Here is a 16,238-nt window from a genome sequence, read left to right as displayed (position 1 = left end):
CGCGCAGATGATGGATTCGTTGCGTGGTGGATGGGGTGGCCGACGATTCGTTGCGTCTCTGTCCGAGGGCGCGCCCGATTCCCTCAGGGGCGCGGGGCTGTGCCGAATATGCGGCTCCGCCGCGCGGGCGCGATCAACCACGACGAACCCGCAGCCGCCCACGGTCCCCACGCCCCACCCCCTACGCGCCCCTCCGCGCCAGCACGATCGCCGTCACCAGATACGGCACCGCGAACACGGCGAACGCAACCCCGTGCGCAGAGGACGCAGCGATCACGGCGTACGCGGCAAAGACACCGACCGTGGCCAACTCCGTCCCCATGCTCGCGACGGACGTCAGAGTCGCCCGCCGAGCTCCCTCGATCCGGTCCTGGAGCCGCGCGTCAGCGAGCACGTTGACCAACTGGAAGCCACCGAAGGCGACGGACACCAGCCCGATGCCGGCCGGTGTGCCCATCAGCGCCCCCACGGCCAGCACGAACGCCGAGCCTGCCAGCACCACCCCGAGCCCGGCCGTGCGCAACCGCTCCCCCGCCCCGGTCAGCAGGCTGCCGATCGTCGGCCCCACCCAGATCACCAGCAACAGATAGGGAACCGTGTGCTCGGCCACCCCGGTGTCCCGGACCAACAGCGGCGTGTATTCGTCGAGGGCGCCCCACACCGCACCGACGGCAGGCACGAGCAGCAGTGCCCCGCGTACGGACCGGTCCCGGCGGACCTCCGCGAGTCCGGTCCGCAGGGTCGTGCGGGTGGAGGCCCGTTCACCACCGCCCGCCACGGCCGACCGGTGCTCCGGGAACCGCGTGGCCATCACCGAGGTCAGCACACAGACCAGCACGCTCGCCGCGCCCACGGCCGGATAGCCACCGAAATCGAGGACCGGCCCCGCCAGCCCCATCGCCGCCATCACGGCGACCATGCCGACCGCCTGGGCCCGGCCGATGACACGCGCGTACCGGTCGGCCGCGCCGAGGCGGTCCAGTTCGTCGTAGACCAGCGCTTCCAGCGCACCGGAGCCGAGCGCGCCGCGCACACCCCAGAGGACGAAGCCGAGGGCGAAGGCCCAGTACGACGGGACGATCACCCACAGGGCGAAACCCGCGGCGGTGAGCAGCGGCCCCAGCCACAGCAGCAGCCGCCGGGAGACGGCATCGGCCCAGGCACCGGACGGCACCTCCAGCACGATCCCGGTGATGGACCACAGGGCGAACAATGAGGAGATCTGCCAGATCGACAGACCGGTGTCGCTGAACAACAGCGCGTACACCGGGTAGAGCAGCACGAAGTCGTCGAGGAACGCGTAGCCGTACAGCGTGGCCGTCAGCCGTCGGACACCACTGGTCCCGACACTGGGCACACGCGCAGGTGAGAGAGTCATGAGGCCTTCCCGAAGGAGCGATTCGGACGTCGGTGATACGGCGTCCGAGGCGGCCCTCGGGAGGCACGGCTGATGGATCAATGTCGCCAGGTCATAGACCCGATGGTAGGCGAAGGGCGCGAATTTTCAGCCGCCGATCAGCAAGAAAGGGGCGCGGGGCTGTGTCGATTTGCGGCTCCGCCGCGTGGGCGTGGGAACCACGACGAGCCCCGCGGCCGCCGACAACCTCGCCCACCCGAGTTACTAGGCGGGCGACCCGGAGGAAAAACGCCGCAACAAGGGCGACAGCACAAGAACGGACTTCGTCCGCTCCACGAACGGCTCCCCGGCAATCCGCTCCAGCACCCGCTCGAAGTGCCGCATGTCCGAGGCGAAAACCTGCACTACGGCATCGGCTTCCCCGGTGACGGTGGACGCCGCGACGACCTCCTGATACCGCTCCAGCCCCCGCTGGATCGTCTCCGGCGACGTGTTCCGCCGGCAGTAGATCTCGACGAACCCCTCGGTCTCCCACCCGAGCGCGGCGGGGTCCACCCGAACCGTGAAGCCGGTGATCGCGCCGGTGGCCCTCAGCCGGTCCACCCGCCGCTTGACCGCGGGCGCGGAGAGCCCGATGAGTTGGCCGATGTCGGAGTAGGAGCGGCGGGCGTCCTCGGCGAGGGCGTGCACGATGCGTTCGTCGAGATCGTTCAGCACTGCGGGTGGATCACTTCTCTGGAGTCGACGGAGCTGATGGAGTCAAGGGAGTCGAAGAGGTCGCGAGACGGGAGCGGCGATAGCCGTAACTGAAGTAGAACACGAGCCCGACGGCCATCCAGACCCCGAAGACGACCCAGGTGACGGTGTCGAGGCTGCCCATCATCCAGACGCAGAACCCGAGTCCGAGCGCGGGAAGCACCGGCGACAACGGCACCCGGAACGTCCGCGGCATGTCCGGCCTGGTCCGTCGCAGCACCACGACGGCCACATTGACCAGCGCGAACGCGAACAACGTACCGATGCTCGTCGCATCGGCGAGCTGCCCCAGCGGAATGGCGGCGGCGAGCACACCGCAGAACAGCGAAACGATCATGGTGTTGAGGCGAGGCGTCCCGGTCCTCGGGTGCACGCGTGAGAACACCTTGGGCACGAGCCCGTCCCGGGACATGGCGAACAGGATGCGGGTCTGCCCGTACAGCACGGTCAGCACCACACTCGCGATGGCGATGACGGCCCCGGCCGCCAGCAGCGTCCCCCAGAAGGCGTCCCCGGTGACGTCCTTCATGATCCCGGCGAGCGCGGCCTCGGACTCGCCGAACCGCTGCCAGGGTCGCGCCCCGATCGCGACGGCGGCGACCAGCACGTACAGCGCGGTGACGACGACCAGCGACAGCATGATCGCGCGAGGCAGATCACGCTGCGCGTTCTTGGCCTCCTCACCGGCGGTCGAGGCCGCGTCGAACCCGATGTACGAGAAGAAGAGCGTCGCCCCGGCCGCGCTGACACCCGCCATGCCGAGCGGCATGAAGTTCTCGTAGTTGCCGGACCGGAAGCCCTGCAGGCCGATGAGGCAGAACAGCAGCAGGGCGGCGATCTTCACCACGACCATGATCGTGTTGGCTCGGGCGGACTCCCGGGCTCCGCCCAGCAGGAACGCCATCGCGAGCAGCACGACGATCAGCGCGGGCAGGTTGAAGACGCCCCCGTCGCCGGGCGGCGCGGACAGCGCGGCCGGAATGGTCACGCCGATGGTCCCGTCCAGCAGCTCGTTGAGGTACTCACCCCAGCCGACCGCGACGGCCGACACCGACACCCCGTACTCCAACACCAGACACCAGCCGCAGACCCACGCGACCAGCTCACCCATCGTTGCGTACGCGTACGAGTACGAGGACCCGGAGACGGGGATGGTGCCGGCCAGCTCCGCGTACGACAGGGCCGAGAACAGCGCGGTGAGACCGGCGATCACGAAGGAGAGGGTGACGGCCGGGCCGGCCTTGGGGACGGCCTCGCCGAGGACGACGAAGATGCCGGTGCCGAGCGTGGCGCCGATGCTGATCATCGTCAGCTGCCACAGCCCGAGGGACCGCCGCAGCGACCCTCCCTCGCCCCGGCCACCCTCTGCGACCAGGCGTTCCACGGGCTTGCGGCGCATCAACCGCGCCCCGATGCCTCCGGGCGGCGGGGCCGGCTGATTCTCATGCTGCGGGGGTGCGCCTTGGTCGAGCACGCGTGGCTCCTTCATCGCTGCCGGTCAGGGCGGGGTGAGGACCGACAGCACCGAACAGCAGGGGGCCACCGAGCAGGAGGTCCCCGCCACGCCACGTACAGCGCATGACCCTATGAGCCAAAGCTTCACGAGCGTAATGCGGCAACCTTGCGCAGCCACGCAAGATCGTTGCGTTCCTCGCGGGCGGGCGCAGGTTCGTTGCACGGCCCGTTCGGACTGATGCGCTCGCGGTCAGGAAAGAGGGAACCGCAGCATGGTCAGGGGCGCGGGCCGCATCAGTATGCGGCTCCGCCGCGTGGGCGCGAACAACCACGACGAACCCGTACCTCCAACGCACAGGTCCCCCCGAGCTCTCAGGCGCCTAACTCCAGCTGGCGTGAAGCGGCTTACCCTCCGCGTACCCGGCCGCACTCTGAACCCCCACCACGGCCCGCTCCGCGAACTCCTCCAGAGACCCGGCCCCGGCATACGTGCACGAGGACCGCACCCCGGCGATGACCGAGTCGATCAGGTCCTCGACCCCCGGCCGGGCCGGATCCAGGAACATCCGCGACGTGGAGATGCCCTCCTCGAACAGCGCCTTGCGCGCCCGGTCGTACGCCGACTCCTCGCTCGTACGGTTGCGCACGGCCCGCGCCGACGCCATCCCGAACGACTCCTTGTACAGCCGCCCACTGGCGTCCTGCTGAAGGTCGCCCGGCGACTCGTACGTCCCCGCGAACCACGACCCGATCATCACGTTCGACGCGCCTGCGGCCAGCGCCATGGCGACATCCCGGGGGTGCCGCACACCACCGTCGGCCCACACGTGCTTCCCGTACTTCTTCGCCTCGGCCGCGCACTCCAGCACGGCGGAGAACTGCGGCCGCCCGACCCCCGTCATCATGCGGGTCGTGCACATCGCACCGGGACCGACACCGACCTTGACGATGTCCGCGCCCGCCTCGATCAGGTCCCGCACACCCTCGGCGGCGACGATGTTGCCGGCCACGATCGGCACCCGGGGGTCAAGGTCGCGCACCAGCTTGATCGCGTTGATCATCGACTCCTGGTGGCCGTGCGCGGTGTCGATGACGAGCGTGTCGACGCCCGCGTCGAGCAGCTGCTTGGCCTTGCCCACGAAGTCGCCGTTGACCCCGACGGCGGCGGCGACGCGGAGCTTGCCGTGCGCGTCGACGGCGGGGCTGTACAGCGTGGCACGCAGGGCGCCCTTGCGGGTGAGGATGCCGGCGAGGCGGCCGTCCTTGTCGACGGCGGGCGCGTACCGGCGGTTGGCCGCGTCGAGCCGGTTGAAGGCCTCGCGCGGGTCGATGTCGGCGTCCAGGAGCAACAGGTCCCGGGACATGACGACTTCGAGCTGGGTGAAGCGGTCGACGCCGGTCAGATCCGCGTCGGTGACGACACCGACGGGACGGAGCGCCTCGTCGACGACGACGCCCGCGTTGTGCGCCCGCTTCGGCAGCAGGGCCAGCGCGTCGGCGACCGTCTGGTGCGGGTTCAGCACGATGGGGGTGTCGAGGACGAGGTGGCGGCTCTTCACCCAGGAGATGACGTCGGTGACGACCTCGTTGGGGATGTCCTGCGGGACGACCACCAGGCCACCGCGCCGGGCGACCGTCTCGGCCATCCGGCGGCCGGCTATGGCGGTCATGTTGGCGACGACGAGCGGGATGGTGGTGCCCGTGCCGTCCGGGGAGGTCAGGTCCACGCCCTGCCGCGATCCGACGGCGCTGAGGCTCGGGACCATGAAGACGTCGTCGTACGTCAGGTCGTACGCGGGCTGGATGTCATTGAGGAAACGCACGTGCCGCACATCCCGGTCGATCAGAGGTGACCCCCTGACAGGACCGCCAGGGGGAAGAGCACGTACTTCATTGTCCCATGTCGGCGGGTATGAGCGGCCCCGACGGATCATCCAGAGGGGCGGTGGGCGGCCTAGGAGGATCCTCCGAGAGCGAGCACGATCCGCAGCTCGGTGGCGGTGCCGTTCCAGTGGTCGGCAGCCTCGGCGAACACCTCCTGCGCGATGCTCCAGTCGTTCGGCACGGCCAGGGCGAACTCCCGCCAGCCGGAGATCTCGACCAGCCGTCCCCGCACGGGCGGCGCCCACGACAGGTCGGTGAGGCAGTCGGCGAGGGCGTCCCAGTTGCGGCCGAAGTGGTCGGGGAGGCCGAGGGCGCGGGCGCAGCGGTCCATGAAGGCGGGCTTGTCGGTGACACCTCCGAGGCCAAGCTCGACGTGGACCCAGCCGCCGGTGCCCAGCACCTCGGTGAGTGTGCCGTCGCTCATCTCAACACCGCCCTGTGCGATCGGTAGTGATCATCCGTGGTGATCTTCGGTGCAGTACATCCCGCCGGACCGCCCCCTGACAACGCGGGAACGCGGAGCGCACGAGGGGCGGACCGCCGCAGCACCTTGCCGATGCTGCCACGCCCGCCCCTGTCCGGCTCGTCGTCCGGGTCCGTCAGGGCCCGTCCGGGTCCGCCCGGTTGAGCGCCGGCCGCGGCGTCTGACCGGCCGTCAGCAGGTAGTCCGCCGCCGCGGTGTCGGTGACGAGGCTGGTCACCAGCCCCGACCGCAGCACGGCGTCGATCGCGGCCGCCTTGCGCTGCCCGCCCGCGATGGCGACGACCTCGGGAACACGGCGGAGCTGGTCGGCCTTGACCGTGATGCACCGCTCGCCGAGGTCGCGCCCGACGCGGCGGCCATCGGAGTCGAAGAGGTGCGCGGACATCTCGGCGGCGACCCCGAGGGAGGCGTAGTGGCCGCGCTCCTCGTCGCTGAGCATGTCGTGCACCGTGGAGATGCCCGCCTCCCACGAACCGATGGAGACACAGGCGACCGTGACCTTGTCGAAGTACTCGAAGGCCCGGGCGATTCCGGTCTGGTGGCGCAGCGCCGCCGCGGTGGCCGCGTCCGGCAGCAGCATCGGCGCGTAGATGGGGTGGGCGTCGCCGCCCGACACCTGCGCGGCCCGCCGGACCGCCTCGACCGAGCCGCGCTCGGCCGTCCCGGCGTCGTACACCCCCGTCAACTGCACCACCGTGCAGGGCGGCAACCGGTCGAGGGCGGCCGCCATGTGGATGGTGGAGCGGCCCCAGGCGAGGCCGAGGATGTCGCCCTCGTTGACCAGTTCGCCGAGCAGGTCGGCGGCGACCTCGCCGAGGTTCTCCGGGTCGGGCGATTCCTCGGCGTCGGCCGGGGACTCGACGACCACGGCGTGCCGGAGGCCGTAGCGGGCGCGCAGCGCGTCGGAGCGCTCGGCATCCAGTTCCGCGGGGACGCGGATCTCGATACGTACGAGATCCCGTTCGAGGGCGGTCTCCAGAACACGGGCCACCTTGAAGCGGCTCACGCCGAACTCCTCGGCGATCTGGATCTTGGATTTTCCCTCGAGGTAGAAGCGACGGGCCATGGCCGCCGCCTGAACCAGCTCAGCGGGTCCCATCCGCATGGCTGACCGGCCCGCCGACATACCCGACACGGTCATCTCCTCACTGCTCTTCACACATGGATACGCCGTTCATCCTTGCAGATCCGGCGTTTTCGATCAGCCCGAAGGAACGTCGTTCACGTTCCCTTGGCCCTGTGGTCGCACGACGTGCCCCGCTCGCCTCGGCGTTCGCACGGCCGTACGCCCGTGACTCAGTGGCCGCAGGCCCAGCCGGCGGTTGCCGTGGCGGCCTCCGCCTGGGCCCGCAGCGCGCGCACCGCCTCGGCCGGGTCCTCCGCCCCGTACACCGCGGAACCGGCGACGAAGACGTCGGCGCCCGCCTCCGCGCAGCGTTCGATGGTGGACGCGGCGACGCCGCCGTCGACCTGGAGCCACAGGTCGAGGCCGTGCTTGCTGATCAACTCGCGGGTCCGGCGAATCTTGGGGAGCATGATGTCGAGAAAGGCCTGGCCTCCGAAGCCCGGCTCGACCGTCATGATCAGCACCATGTCGAGCTCGGGCAGCAGGTCCTCGAACGGCTCGATCGGCGTCGCCGGCCTGAGCGCCATGGAGGCTCTGGCTCCCTTGGCCCGGATCTCGCGGGCGAGCCGCACCGGTGCGGCGGCCGCCTCGACATGGAAGGTGACGGAACCGGCACCCGCTTCCACGTACTGGGGCGCCCACCGATCGGGGGCCTCGATCATCAGATGGCAGTCCAGCGGCGTCTCCGTCGCACGGGCCAGGGACTCTACGACCGGCACACCGAGCGTGAGGTTCGGGACGAAATGGTTGTCCATCACGTCTACATGGAGCCAGTCGGCCCCTTCGACCGACTTCGCCTCGTCGGCGAGACGGGCGAAGTCGGCGGACAGGATGCTTGGGTTGATCTGCGCGGCCATGGGCCAAGCCTCCCATGTCCTCGGCCCGTTGTTCGCCCCGGTCCATACCTGGTCCCTTCTGCGGATGTCGTCGCGCGCCGCCCCGTGCCATGCTGGGCGGCCCACCGGCCCGGGGTACGGCCGGTGAACCGGCTCCACGTACGGCTGCGGGGGTGGCCATGACGGAGACCGAGCAGGAGACGAGGCCGCCGGGCGGCCGGGGCATCGCGCACCTGGTGTGCGGGCGCCGCGCCAAGTGGGTCGTCCTGGTGCTGTGGCTGGTCGTGCTCTTCCTGACCGCGCCGTTCGCGTCCAAGCTCACCGACGCCCAGGACAACGACGCGGCCTCCTGGCTGCCGGGCTCGGCCGAGTCCACCCAGGTCCTGGAGATCTCCGAGGACTTCCGGCCCGAGCAGATCCCCGCGGTGGTCGTCTACGCCCGCGAGAGCGGCCTCACGGCCGACGACCGGACGCGGATCGAGGAGGACGTACGGGAGCTCAAGCAGCTGACCGACCACGGGATCATCGGATCCCAGACCCGCGGCCCCGTCTACGACCGTGAGACCGACCCGAGGGCCGCCCAGGTCTATGTGCCGATCACGATGGACGAGAAGGGCTGGGAGCGGATCGCGCCCGCGGTCGACTCGATCCAGGATGACGTGGGTGAGGGCGGCGGCGGGTTCGCCGTGCACGTCACGGGTCCGGGCGGTACGTCCGCCGACTTCTCCGAGGCCTTCGAGGGCATCGACTCCACACTGCTGATGTCGGCGATGGCCGTCGTCATCGTGATGCTCCTACTCACCTACCGCAGTCCGACCCTCATCCTGGTCCCCCTGATCGGGGTGATCGCCGCCCTGTTCACGGCCCAGGCCCTGATCTACCTGCTGGCGGAACACACCGGGTTGACCGTGAACGGCCAGAGCGCGGGCATCCTCACCGTCCTCGTCTTCGGCGCGGGCACGGACTACGCCCTGCTGCTCGTGGCCCGCTATCGCGAGGAGCTTCGCCGCCACGAGGACCGCCACGAGGCGATGGCCCTGGCCCTGCACCGAGCGGGACCGGCGGTCCTGGCGTCCGGCGCGACGGTCGTCCTGAGCATGCTGGTGCTGCTGGCCGCCGAGATGAACTCGACGAGCGGTCTGGGCCCGGTGGCGGCCATCGGCGTCGCGGTCGCCCTCCTCGCGATGATGACGCTGTTCCCCGCTCTGCTGGTGATCTTCGGCCGCTGGATCTTCTGGCCGGTGATCCCGCACCTCGGCAGCGCCGATCCGACCGAGCGCGGCGTGTGGGCCCGCATGGGCCGCCGTTTCTCCCGCCGCCCCCGCGTGGTCTGGGTCGCCACGGCGGCCGCCCTGGCCCTGTGCTCGCTGGGCCTGATCCAGCTGCGCGCGGAGGGCATCAGCAACGCGGACGCCTTCACCGGCAAGCCGGACTCGATCGTCGGCCAGGAGGTCTCCGCACGCTACTTCCCGGCGGGCAGCGGCGACCCCCTCGTGATCATCAGCAACCAGGCACAGGCCCGTGAGGTGGGCCGTGCGGTCGCCGACACGGAAGGCGTCGTGGCGGACTCGCTCGGCCTGCCACCCGGCACGAAGCCCGCCCACGAGGGCAAGGTCCTCTTCGAGGCCACCATGTCCGACCCCGCCGACAGCGAGGCCGCCAAGCAGACCGTGGAACGGGTCCGCGACGCCGTCCACGACGTGCCGGACGCCGACGCCCAGGTGGGCGGCGGTACAGCGGCCCTGCTGGACATGGACGAGGCGACGACCCACGACAACATCCTGATCATCCCGTTGGTGCTGCTCGTGGTCCTGCTGATCCTCTGTGCCCTGCTCCGCGCCCTGATCGCCCCGCTCCTGCTGATCGGGACGGTGATCCTTTCCTTCGCCGCGGCACTGGGCATCAGCGCGCTCGCCTTCCGGTACCTGTTCGACTACGCGGGCGAGTCGACCGACTTCCCCCTGTTCGTCTTCGTGTTCCTGGTCGCCCTGGGCATCGACTACAACATCTTCCTGACCACCCGCATCCGCGAGGAGGCCGCCCACCAGGGCACCCGCAAGGGCGTGGTGACGGGCCTCGCGGCGACGGGCGCGGTGATCACCTCGGCCGGCCTGGTCCTGGCCGGCACCTTCGCCGCCCTCGCCACGCTCCCCATGGTCGCCTTCGCCGAGATCGGCTTCGCGGTGGCCCTGGGCGTCCTCCTGGACACCTTCATCGTGCGGTCCGTGCTGGTCACGGCCCTGTTCCTGGACATCGGACCGAAGGTGTGGTGGCCCCACCGGCTGGCCCACGAGGACAGCGGCGCACCGCCACCGCCCAAGGAACCGGCGGCTACGCGACCCGGCGGATGAGGGCCAGATACATGGCATCCGTCCCGTGCAGATGCGGCCACAGCTGTACATCGGGCCCCTCGCCCAGCGCCGGTACGCCCTCCAGCAGGGGCCGCGCGTCGATGAGGTCGGCCGCGTCTCCGTACTGCTTGAGCACGTCGTCGACGACCGCGCGGGTCTCGGCGAGGTGGGGCGAACAGGTCGCATAACCGACGACGCCGCCGACCCTTACGGACTCCAGTGCGGTCCGCAACAGCGCGCGCTGGAGCGGGGCGAACCCTTCCAGGTCCTCCGGCCGCCGTCGCCAACGGGCCTCGGGCCGCCGCCGCAGGGCCCCCAGCCCCGTACAGGGCACGTCCATCAGCACCCGGTCGAACGCTCCGGGCCGCCAGGGCGGACGGGTCCCGTCGGCGGCGATCACCTGGTACGGCCCGGGATTGCCGTGCAACGCCTTCGCGACGAGCCCCGCCCGGTGCGGCTGCTTCTCTGAGGCGAGCAGTACGGCCCCACGCTCGGCGGCGAGGGCGGCGAGCAGCGCGGCCTTGCCCCCGGGCCCGGCACACCCGTCGAGCCACGCCTTGTCCGACCCCTCCACCGGGGCATTGGCGAGGGCTAGCGCCACAAGCTGGCTGCCCTCGTCCTGCACTCCCGCACGGCCTTCCCGTACGGCGTCCACGGCACCCGGCTCCCCGCCTTCGGAGAGCCGCACGGCGTACGGCGACCAGCGCCCCGCCACCGCGGCCTCCTCCCGGAGCAGTTCCTCGGTCGTGGCCCGCCCGGGCCGGGCGACGAGAGTGACCTCGGGCCGCTCGTTGTCGGCCTCCAACAGATCCTCGATCCCGGCGCGCCCGCCGCCGAGGGAGTCCCAGAGCGCGGAGACGACCCAGCGGGGATGCGAGTGCACGACGGCGAGGTGGTCCTCCGGATCGTCGTCGTAGGGCGGCGCGACTCGCTCCAGCCACCCGTCGAGGTCGTGCTGCGCGATCTTGCGCAGCACGGCGTTCACGAACTTGGCCCGCCCGTCGCCGAGCACGACCCGCGCGAGATCGACCGAGGCGGACACGGCGGCATGGGTGGGAATCCGCGTCCCCAGCAGCTGATGCGCACCGAGACTCAGCACATCGAGCACCGGCGGGTCGACCTCGCGCAACGGCCGGTCCACACACTCCGCGATGACCGCGTCGTAGGTCCCCTGCCATCGCAGCGTCCCGTACACCAGCTCGGTCGCCAGCGCCGCGTCCCGCCCGTCGAACTTGTCGGGTCCCTCCTTCTCCCGCGCCCTGCGCAGCAGCGGCGGCAGAACGAGGTTCGCGTACGCGTCCCGTTCGTCCACGGCCCGCAACGCCTCGAAGGCGAGCATGCGGACGGGGTCCTTCTGGGGACGGCGGTACGGCTTGCCCGGCTTACGCGGACTACGGGACTGCTCACTCACGAAAAAGGTGCTCCGGATACGGGACGAGATGCCACGCCCAGGGTACGCCGCGGGGGCGGGCCGCCGGGCGTCGCCCGCGTGGACCTGCGGGCATGGTGGCGGTGGGCTCGGTCGGACGTCGGTCCCCGGTCAGTCTCGGACAATCAGTCTCCGACGGTCGGTCTCCGACGGGTCAGTCGCCGACGGTCGGTCTCCGACGGGTCAGTCGCGACGGTCGGTCTCCGACGGTCAGTCTCCGACGGACTCGCCGGAGTCGATGCGCACCCCGCGCGCCCAGTCGGCGGCCCGCATCGGCTTCTTGCCCTGCGCCTGCACCCAGAGCAGTTCCACGGCGTACGACCCGGTCCCGGCGTACAAGTTGTTCTTGCCGACGTCGAGCGCGCCCGGGGCGAGATCGGTCCGCTCGGGCACCGGCGCGACCTGGATGAGCTTCAGCCGCTCACCGCGGAACGTCGTCCAGGCCCCCGGCGCGGGCGTGCACCCACGCACGACCCGGTCGACGCGCAGGGCGGGCGTGGCCCAGTCGATCCGGGCGTCCTCCACGGTGATCTTCGGCGCGAGCGTGATCCCGTCGGCGGGCTGCGGCACCGCCTTCAGGGTCCCGTCCTCGATCCCGTCCATCGTGGCGGCGAGCAGCCCCGACCCCGCGAAGGCGAGCCGGGTCAGCAGGTCACCACTCGTGTCCGTCGGCCGGATCTCCTCGGTCACCGTCCCGTAGACGGGCCCGGAGTCGAGTCCTTCCTCGATCAGGAAAGTGGACGCCCCGGTGATCTCGTCCCCCGCCATGATCGAGTGCTGCACGGGAGCGGCACCCCGCCAGGCGGGCAGCAGGGAGAAGTGCAGATTGACCCACCCGTGGGCGGGCACATCGAGGGCGACCCGAGGCAACAGGGCCCCGTACGCGACGACAGGACAACAGTCGGGCGCGATCTCCCGGAGCCGCGCGAGAAACGCCTCGTCCCGGGGCCGGTTCGGCTTCAGCACCTCGATGCCCGCCTCCTCCGCCCGCTGCGCCACGGGGCTCGCGACCAGCCGGCGCCCCCGCCCCGCCGGCGCGTCCGGCCGCGTCACGACAGCGGCCACCTCATGCCTCCCCGACGCGATCAACGTGTCCAACGCGGGAACAGCGACCTCTGGGGTACCGGCGAAGACAAGCTTCATGGATGACTGACGGCCTCTCGGACGAAATCTCGTACGCCCCACACGCGACAACAACGCGGGACAACACCCCAGTCTATGTTCCGCACCCCACGCGGCGACCGCCCGCACCGGCCGACGGCGATCGGCCCCCACGGGAGACCCGCACTTCTCCACCGAGGAGTAACCGGCGGTGCGCGGGTGGGAGACCCATCAAAGCCCAGCGGCAGCGGGGGCGCACCCTTCCCCGCGCGCCCCGCGCATATGCCGCCACGCCCCCACACCGTGACCAGCGGAGCGAATTCGCGTTGGTCAAGAAAGAGTTGACCACTACGGGCCGCAATCGCGGCACTTCCCCTTTTTCAACGCCGGTTCGAGAGGCTTGTTCATGGCCGACCACGCAACCCACGACGCCCAGGCTCGGGCCAGCCTGCACTTGCTGGTGCGGGACATCGAGCGGGTCCGCCGGCAGGTGGACGCACTGCGCACCCTCACCGCCCAGTTGGGCAACGTCTACCGCCCGCGCCGCTCCGGCCCCTCCACGGGCTTCGTCGTCTACGGACGCGCCCCCGCCCCGACCGTCCGCCTCGCGCAGGAGCTGCGGGACAGTGTCGAGACCCTGGTCACGGCCGCCGTGGACTTCGACCGCTCACTCGGTTTCTCGTGGGACGCGGTGGGCTCGGCCCTCGGGGTCACCAAGCAGGCCGTACACCGCCGTTACGGCGCCCGCCGCGCCGCCGCCCAGGCCGCCGCGGAAGCGGAGCGCACGGGAGAGTCCCAGGGCACCCGCACCGTCAGCGTCGGTTCCGGCATCCCCACGGTCCCTGCGGCCCGCTCGATGCCAACCTCGATGCCGACCCCGATGCCAACCTCGATGCCGACCCCGATGCCCGCGCAAATGCCGACCCAGCCGACAGCCGGCAGCCCCACCCTCCGCGACGACGTGAGACCGACAGCCTTCCCCGGCCCGCGCAACGGCTGACCCGACCTGCCTGCATGCCTCCCGGTGTCCAACCGGGAGGCAGTCTCATGCCGTGCCGACGCACCCCGCCGGTGCCGACCCCCAACCACCACAACGGACGCGGCCCCTCGAAGCCCGCCCGACCACCACGCCGAGCACCTCGTCACCCACTCACCCGATGTCCGACGGATCCACCCGAATCCGCACGCGTGCCACCTCACTCACCCCGCGCGCCATCCGCGCAGCCTGCGCACTCTTCAACGCACCGGCCAGCGCCGCCCCACTCCCCGGCGGCACCCGGATCAACGCCCGCTCCCACTGCTCGCCCGCCGACAGCGCCCCCGCCCGCCGTGCCCTCCCCGCATCCGCAGCGGACCCGGCACCCGGCACCCGACCAGCCCCAGGCCCAGGCACAGGCCCAGCCATAGGCACAGGCCCCAACACCTCGGCATCCGGCGGTAGTTCGACCGCACCCAGGAAATCGACCACGGCCTGGGCCGTCCCGGACACTGCGGCCATCCGCGACACCGGCGGGAACCCCAGCTCGGCCCGCTCGGCGAGTTCCCGCACGGCGTGGCCCACCGGATCCCACCGCACGAGCGCCTGCACGGGCCGCAGGGTCGGCTCGGCGACCACGACGACCGTGCCGCGGTCCCCCTGGTTCCGTACGAGCGCCGCGGCGCCGATCCAGCGCCGCAGCGCGTCCTCCCCGGCCCGCAGGTCGGGCCGTCCGAGCATGGCCCACCCGTCGAGCAGCAGGGCGGCTGCGTACCCGCCCTCGGCGACCGGCTCGGCCCCCGGCGTACTGACGACCAGCGCGGGCGTCCCCGGCACGGTGTCCAGCACATGCTCCCGCCCAGAGGTCCGCACGGGCACCGCGGGAAAGGCCCGGCCCAGTTCCTCGGCGGTCCGCCGCGCCCCCACGACCTGCGCCCGAAGCCGGTAGCCCCCGCACTCGGGACAGTGCCAGCCTGGCTCCTCACGCCCGCACCACCCGCACACCAGGGCTCCGGCGCCGTCCTGCGCCTCCAACGGTCCCGCACAGTGCCGGCACCGCGCGGGCTCCCGGCACCGCGCACACGCCATCCGGGGCACATACCCCCGCCGAGGCACCTGCACGAGCACGGGCCCGTCCCTCAGGCCGTCCCTCGCGACCTGCCAGGCAAGACTGGGCAACCGCGCCGCCCGGGCCGCCTCGTCCCGCGCAAGCTCCCCGTCCCCCACGGTCCGCACCAGCGGCGCGACGGCCCGTACCTGCTCTCGCCCGGCCACGATCGGCGCGGCCCACCCACTCTCGACGAGCTGGGCCGCCTCCACCGTGCAACTCCAACTCCCCAGCAGGAACCCGCACTTCTCCCGAGACGCCCGCAGCTCCAGCACCTCCCGGACGTGCGGAAAGGGAGCGTTGTCATCACTGTGACCGGCGTCGCCGTCGTCCCAGATGACGACCAATCCCAAGTCCCGGACCGGCGCGAACATGGCCGCCCGAGTCCCGACCACAGCCCGGACAGCCCCCCGCTGCACGGCCAGCCACTCCCGATACCGCCGCTCCTGCCCGGCGTCGGCGGTCAGCAGCGCATGCCGCCCCTCCCCCAACGACTCCCTGAGCGCCTCGTCGACCCGGGCAGCAGGCCGCCCGGCCGGTACGACGACGAGCGCCCCCCGCCCGGAGGCCAGCGTCGCCCGCACGGCACGCGCGATCTCCTCGGCCCATTCCGGCCCGGGCAACGCGGTCCACACGGCCCGAGGCGCACCGCCGCCGGCCAGCGCCCGCAGGAAGTCCTCACCGCGCCCGTACCGCAGCCACGACCCGGGCTCGGGCGCGACCGGAGGCTGCGCCGGCCCTCCCATCTCCACGGCCTCCGCCCGAGCATGCCTAGGCGGAACGGCCAGTTGCAGCACATCCGCGAGGCTCCCCGCGTACCGGTCCGCCACGGCCCGTGCCAGCCCCAGCAGCTCGGGGCCCAGCACCGGCTCCGGCGAGACGACCTGCGCGAGCGCGGCCAGGGGGCCGGCGTAGTCCGATTCAGCAACCCGCTCGACGAGAAACCCGTCGATCAGCGAGCCCCCCTCCCGCCGTCCCTCCCTGACATTCCGCCCCCCGGCCCCGAACCGCACCCGAACCCGAACGCCGGGCTGGGCGACAGCGTCCAACTCCTCCGGCACCGCATAGTCGAAATACCGGTCGAGATGCAGCACACCCTTGTCGACCAGCACCCGAGCGACCGGCAACTCCTTCGCCAGCGCCGCCCCCCGCCAGGTCCGCGGCTTGGCCCGCGGCACCTTGGCCTTCCGCACCGCCTCCCGAACGAGCGCGAGCTGCTCCGGCTCCGCGTCCCCCGCCGCGCCGCCGCCCCGCTTCCCATCCTCGCTGCTCACGCTTGCATTCTTCCAAACGCCACTGACAACCGGCGCCGCCCGAGATCACAGAGGGCCGCGGATTGCCCCCGTGCGCAGTCGGCCATCCGATGACCGGAGCT

General features: G+C 71.5%; 12 protein-coding genes. 2 read left to right on the top strand and 10 right to left on the bottom strand.

All coding sequences use genetic code 11. From position 1 onward, the window contains the following. Positions 1-181: 181 nt before the first annotated feature. From ACFU53_RS16630 to rpe, 7 genes are all read right to left on the bottom strand, one after another. Positions 182-1,378, bottom strand: coding sequence for an MFS transporter (locus ACFU53_RS16630; RefSeq protein WP_383991991.1), 1,197 nt, complete (start codon positions 1,376-1,378; stop codon positions 182-184). A 243-nt stretch (positions 1,379-1,621) separates the two neighbouring features. Beyond that, complete coding sequence (locus ACFU53_RS16625) at positions 1,622-2,074, bottom strand: Lrp/AsnC family transcriptional regulator (RefSeq protein WP_383991988.1); 453 nt, start codon at positions 2,072-2,074, stop codon at positions 1,622-1,624. 10 nt (positions 2,075-2,084) lie between these two features. Continuing rightward, entirely contained in the window at positions 2,085-3,587 is a 1,503-nt protein-coding gene (locus ACFU53_RS16620) for an amino acid permease (RefSeq protein WP_383991985.1), read from the bottom strand. Between the two features lie 361 nt (positions 3,588-3,948). Beyond that, a complete protein-coding gene (locus tag ACFU53_RS16615) occupies positions 3,949-5,391 on the bottom strand; it encodes a GuaB1 family IMP dehydrogenase-related protein (protein ID WP_383991982.1) in 1,443 nt (480 codons plus the stop codon). A gap of 131 nt (positions 5,392-5,522) precedes the next feature. After that, complete coding sequence (locus tag ACFU53_RS16610) at positions 5,523-5,876, bottom strand: barstar family protein (RefSeq protein ID WP_383991979.1); 354 nt, start codon at positions 5,874-5,876, stop codon at positions 5,523-5,525. 175 nt (positions 5,877-6,051) lie between these two features. Beyond that, positions 6,052-7,095: a sugar-binding transcriptional regulator gene (locus ACFU53_RS16605; protein ID WP_383991976.1), complete on the bottom strand. Its 1,044-nt coding sequence runs from the start codon at positions 7,093-7,095 to the stop codon at positions 6,052-6,054. A gap of 137 nt (positions 7,096-7,232) precedes the next feature. Beyond that, complete coding sequence (gene rpe, locus ACFU53_RS16600; RefSeq protein ID WP_383991973.1) at positions 7,233-7,919, bottom strand: ribulose-phosphate 3-epimerase; 687 nt, start codon at positions 7,917-7,919, stop codon at positions 7,233-7,235. 158 nt (positions 7,920-8,077) lie between these two features. Here rpe and ACFU53_RS16595 point away from each other — a divergent pair, with 158 nt between their 5' ends. Beyond that, positions 8,078-10,249 carry an MMPL family transporter gene (locus ACFU53_RS16595; RefSeq protein ID WP_383991970.1) on the top strand — a complete coding sequence of 724 codons (2,172 nt, stop codon included), beginning with the start codon at positions 8,078-8,080 and terminating at the stop codon, positions 10,247-10,249. Here the strand turns inward: ACFU53_RS16595 and ACFU53_RS16590 are convergent. After that, entirely contained in the window at positions 10,230-11,660 is a 1,431-nt protein-coding gene (locus ACFU53_RS16590; RefSeq protein ID WP_383991967.1) for an RsmB/NOP family class I SAM-dependent RNA methyltransferase, read from the bottom strand. The genes ACFU53_RS16595 and ACFU53_RS16590 overlap by 20 nt on opposite strands. Before the next feature lie 228 nt (positions 11,661-11,888). Beyond that, positions 11,889-12,821, bottom strand: a complete 933-nt coding sequence (gene fmt, locus ACFU53_RS16585) for a methionyl-tRNA formyltransferase (protein WP_383991964.1) — start codon at positions 12,819-12,821, stop codon at positions 11,889-11,891. Between the two features lie 364 nt (positions 12,822-13,185). Between fmt and ACFU53_RS16580 the strand changes: the two genes are divergently transcribed. Then, positions 13,186-13,779 (top strand): hypothetical protein, encoded by a 594-nt coding sequence (locus tag ACFU53_RS16580; RefSeq protein ID WP_383991961.1) that lies wholly within the window; start codon positions 13,186-13,188, stop codon positions 13,777-13,779. A 150-nt stretch (positions 13,780-13,929) separates the two neighbouring features. Here ACFU53_RS16580 and ACFU53_RS16575 read toward each other — a convergent pair whose 3' ends face one another. After that, positions 13,930-16,137 (bottom strand): primosomal protein N', encoded by a 2,208-nt coding sequence (locus tag ACFU53_RS16575; RefSeq protein ID WP_383991958.1) that lies wholly within the window; start codon positions 16,135-16,137, stop codon positions 13,930-13,932. Between the last annotated feature and the right edge of the window lie 101 nt (positions 16,138-16,238).

The sequence above is a fragment of the Streptomyces sp. NPDC057474 genome (assembly GCF_042802555.1).
Lineage (GTDB): Bacteria > Actinomycetota > Actinomycetes > Streptomycetales > Streptomycetaceae > Streptomyces.
Note: the sequence above shows the minus strand (reverse complement) of the source record. Positions and strands in the feature narration are given on the sequence as shown.

What these genes read in the sequence shown, in the direction of transcription:
- ACFU53_RS16630 (WP_383991991.1), bottom strand. Translation starts at nt 1,378, where the DNA reads ATGACTCTCTCACCTGCGCGTGTGCCCAGTGTCGGGACCAGTGGTGTC.
- ACFU53_RS16610 (WP_383991979.1), bottom strand. Translation starts at nt 5,876, where the DNA reads ATGAGCGACGGCACACTCACCGAGGTGCTGGGCACCGGCGGCTGGGTC.
- rpe (WP_383991973.1), bottom strand. Translation starts at nt 7,919, where the DNA reads ATGGCCGCGCAGATCAACCCAAGCATCCTGTCCGCCGACTTCGCCCGT.
- ACFU53_RS16595 (WP_383991970.1), top strand. Translation starts at nt 8,078, where the DNA reads ATGACGGAGACCGAGCAGGAGACGAGGCCGCCGGGCGGCCGGGGCATC.
- fmt (WP_383991964.1), bottom strand. Translation starts at nt 12,821, where the DNA reads ATGAAGCTTGTCTTCGCCGGTACCCCAGAGGTCGCTGTTCCCGCGTTG.
- ACFU53_RS16580 (WP_383991961.1), top strand. Translation starts at nt 13,186, where the DNA reads ATGGCCGACCACGCAACCCACGACGCCCAGGCTCGGGCCAGCCTGCAC.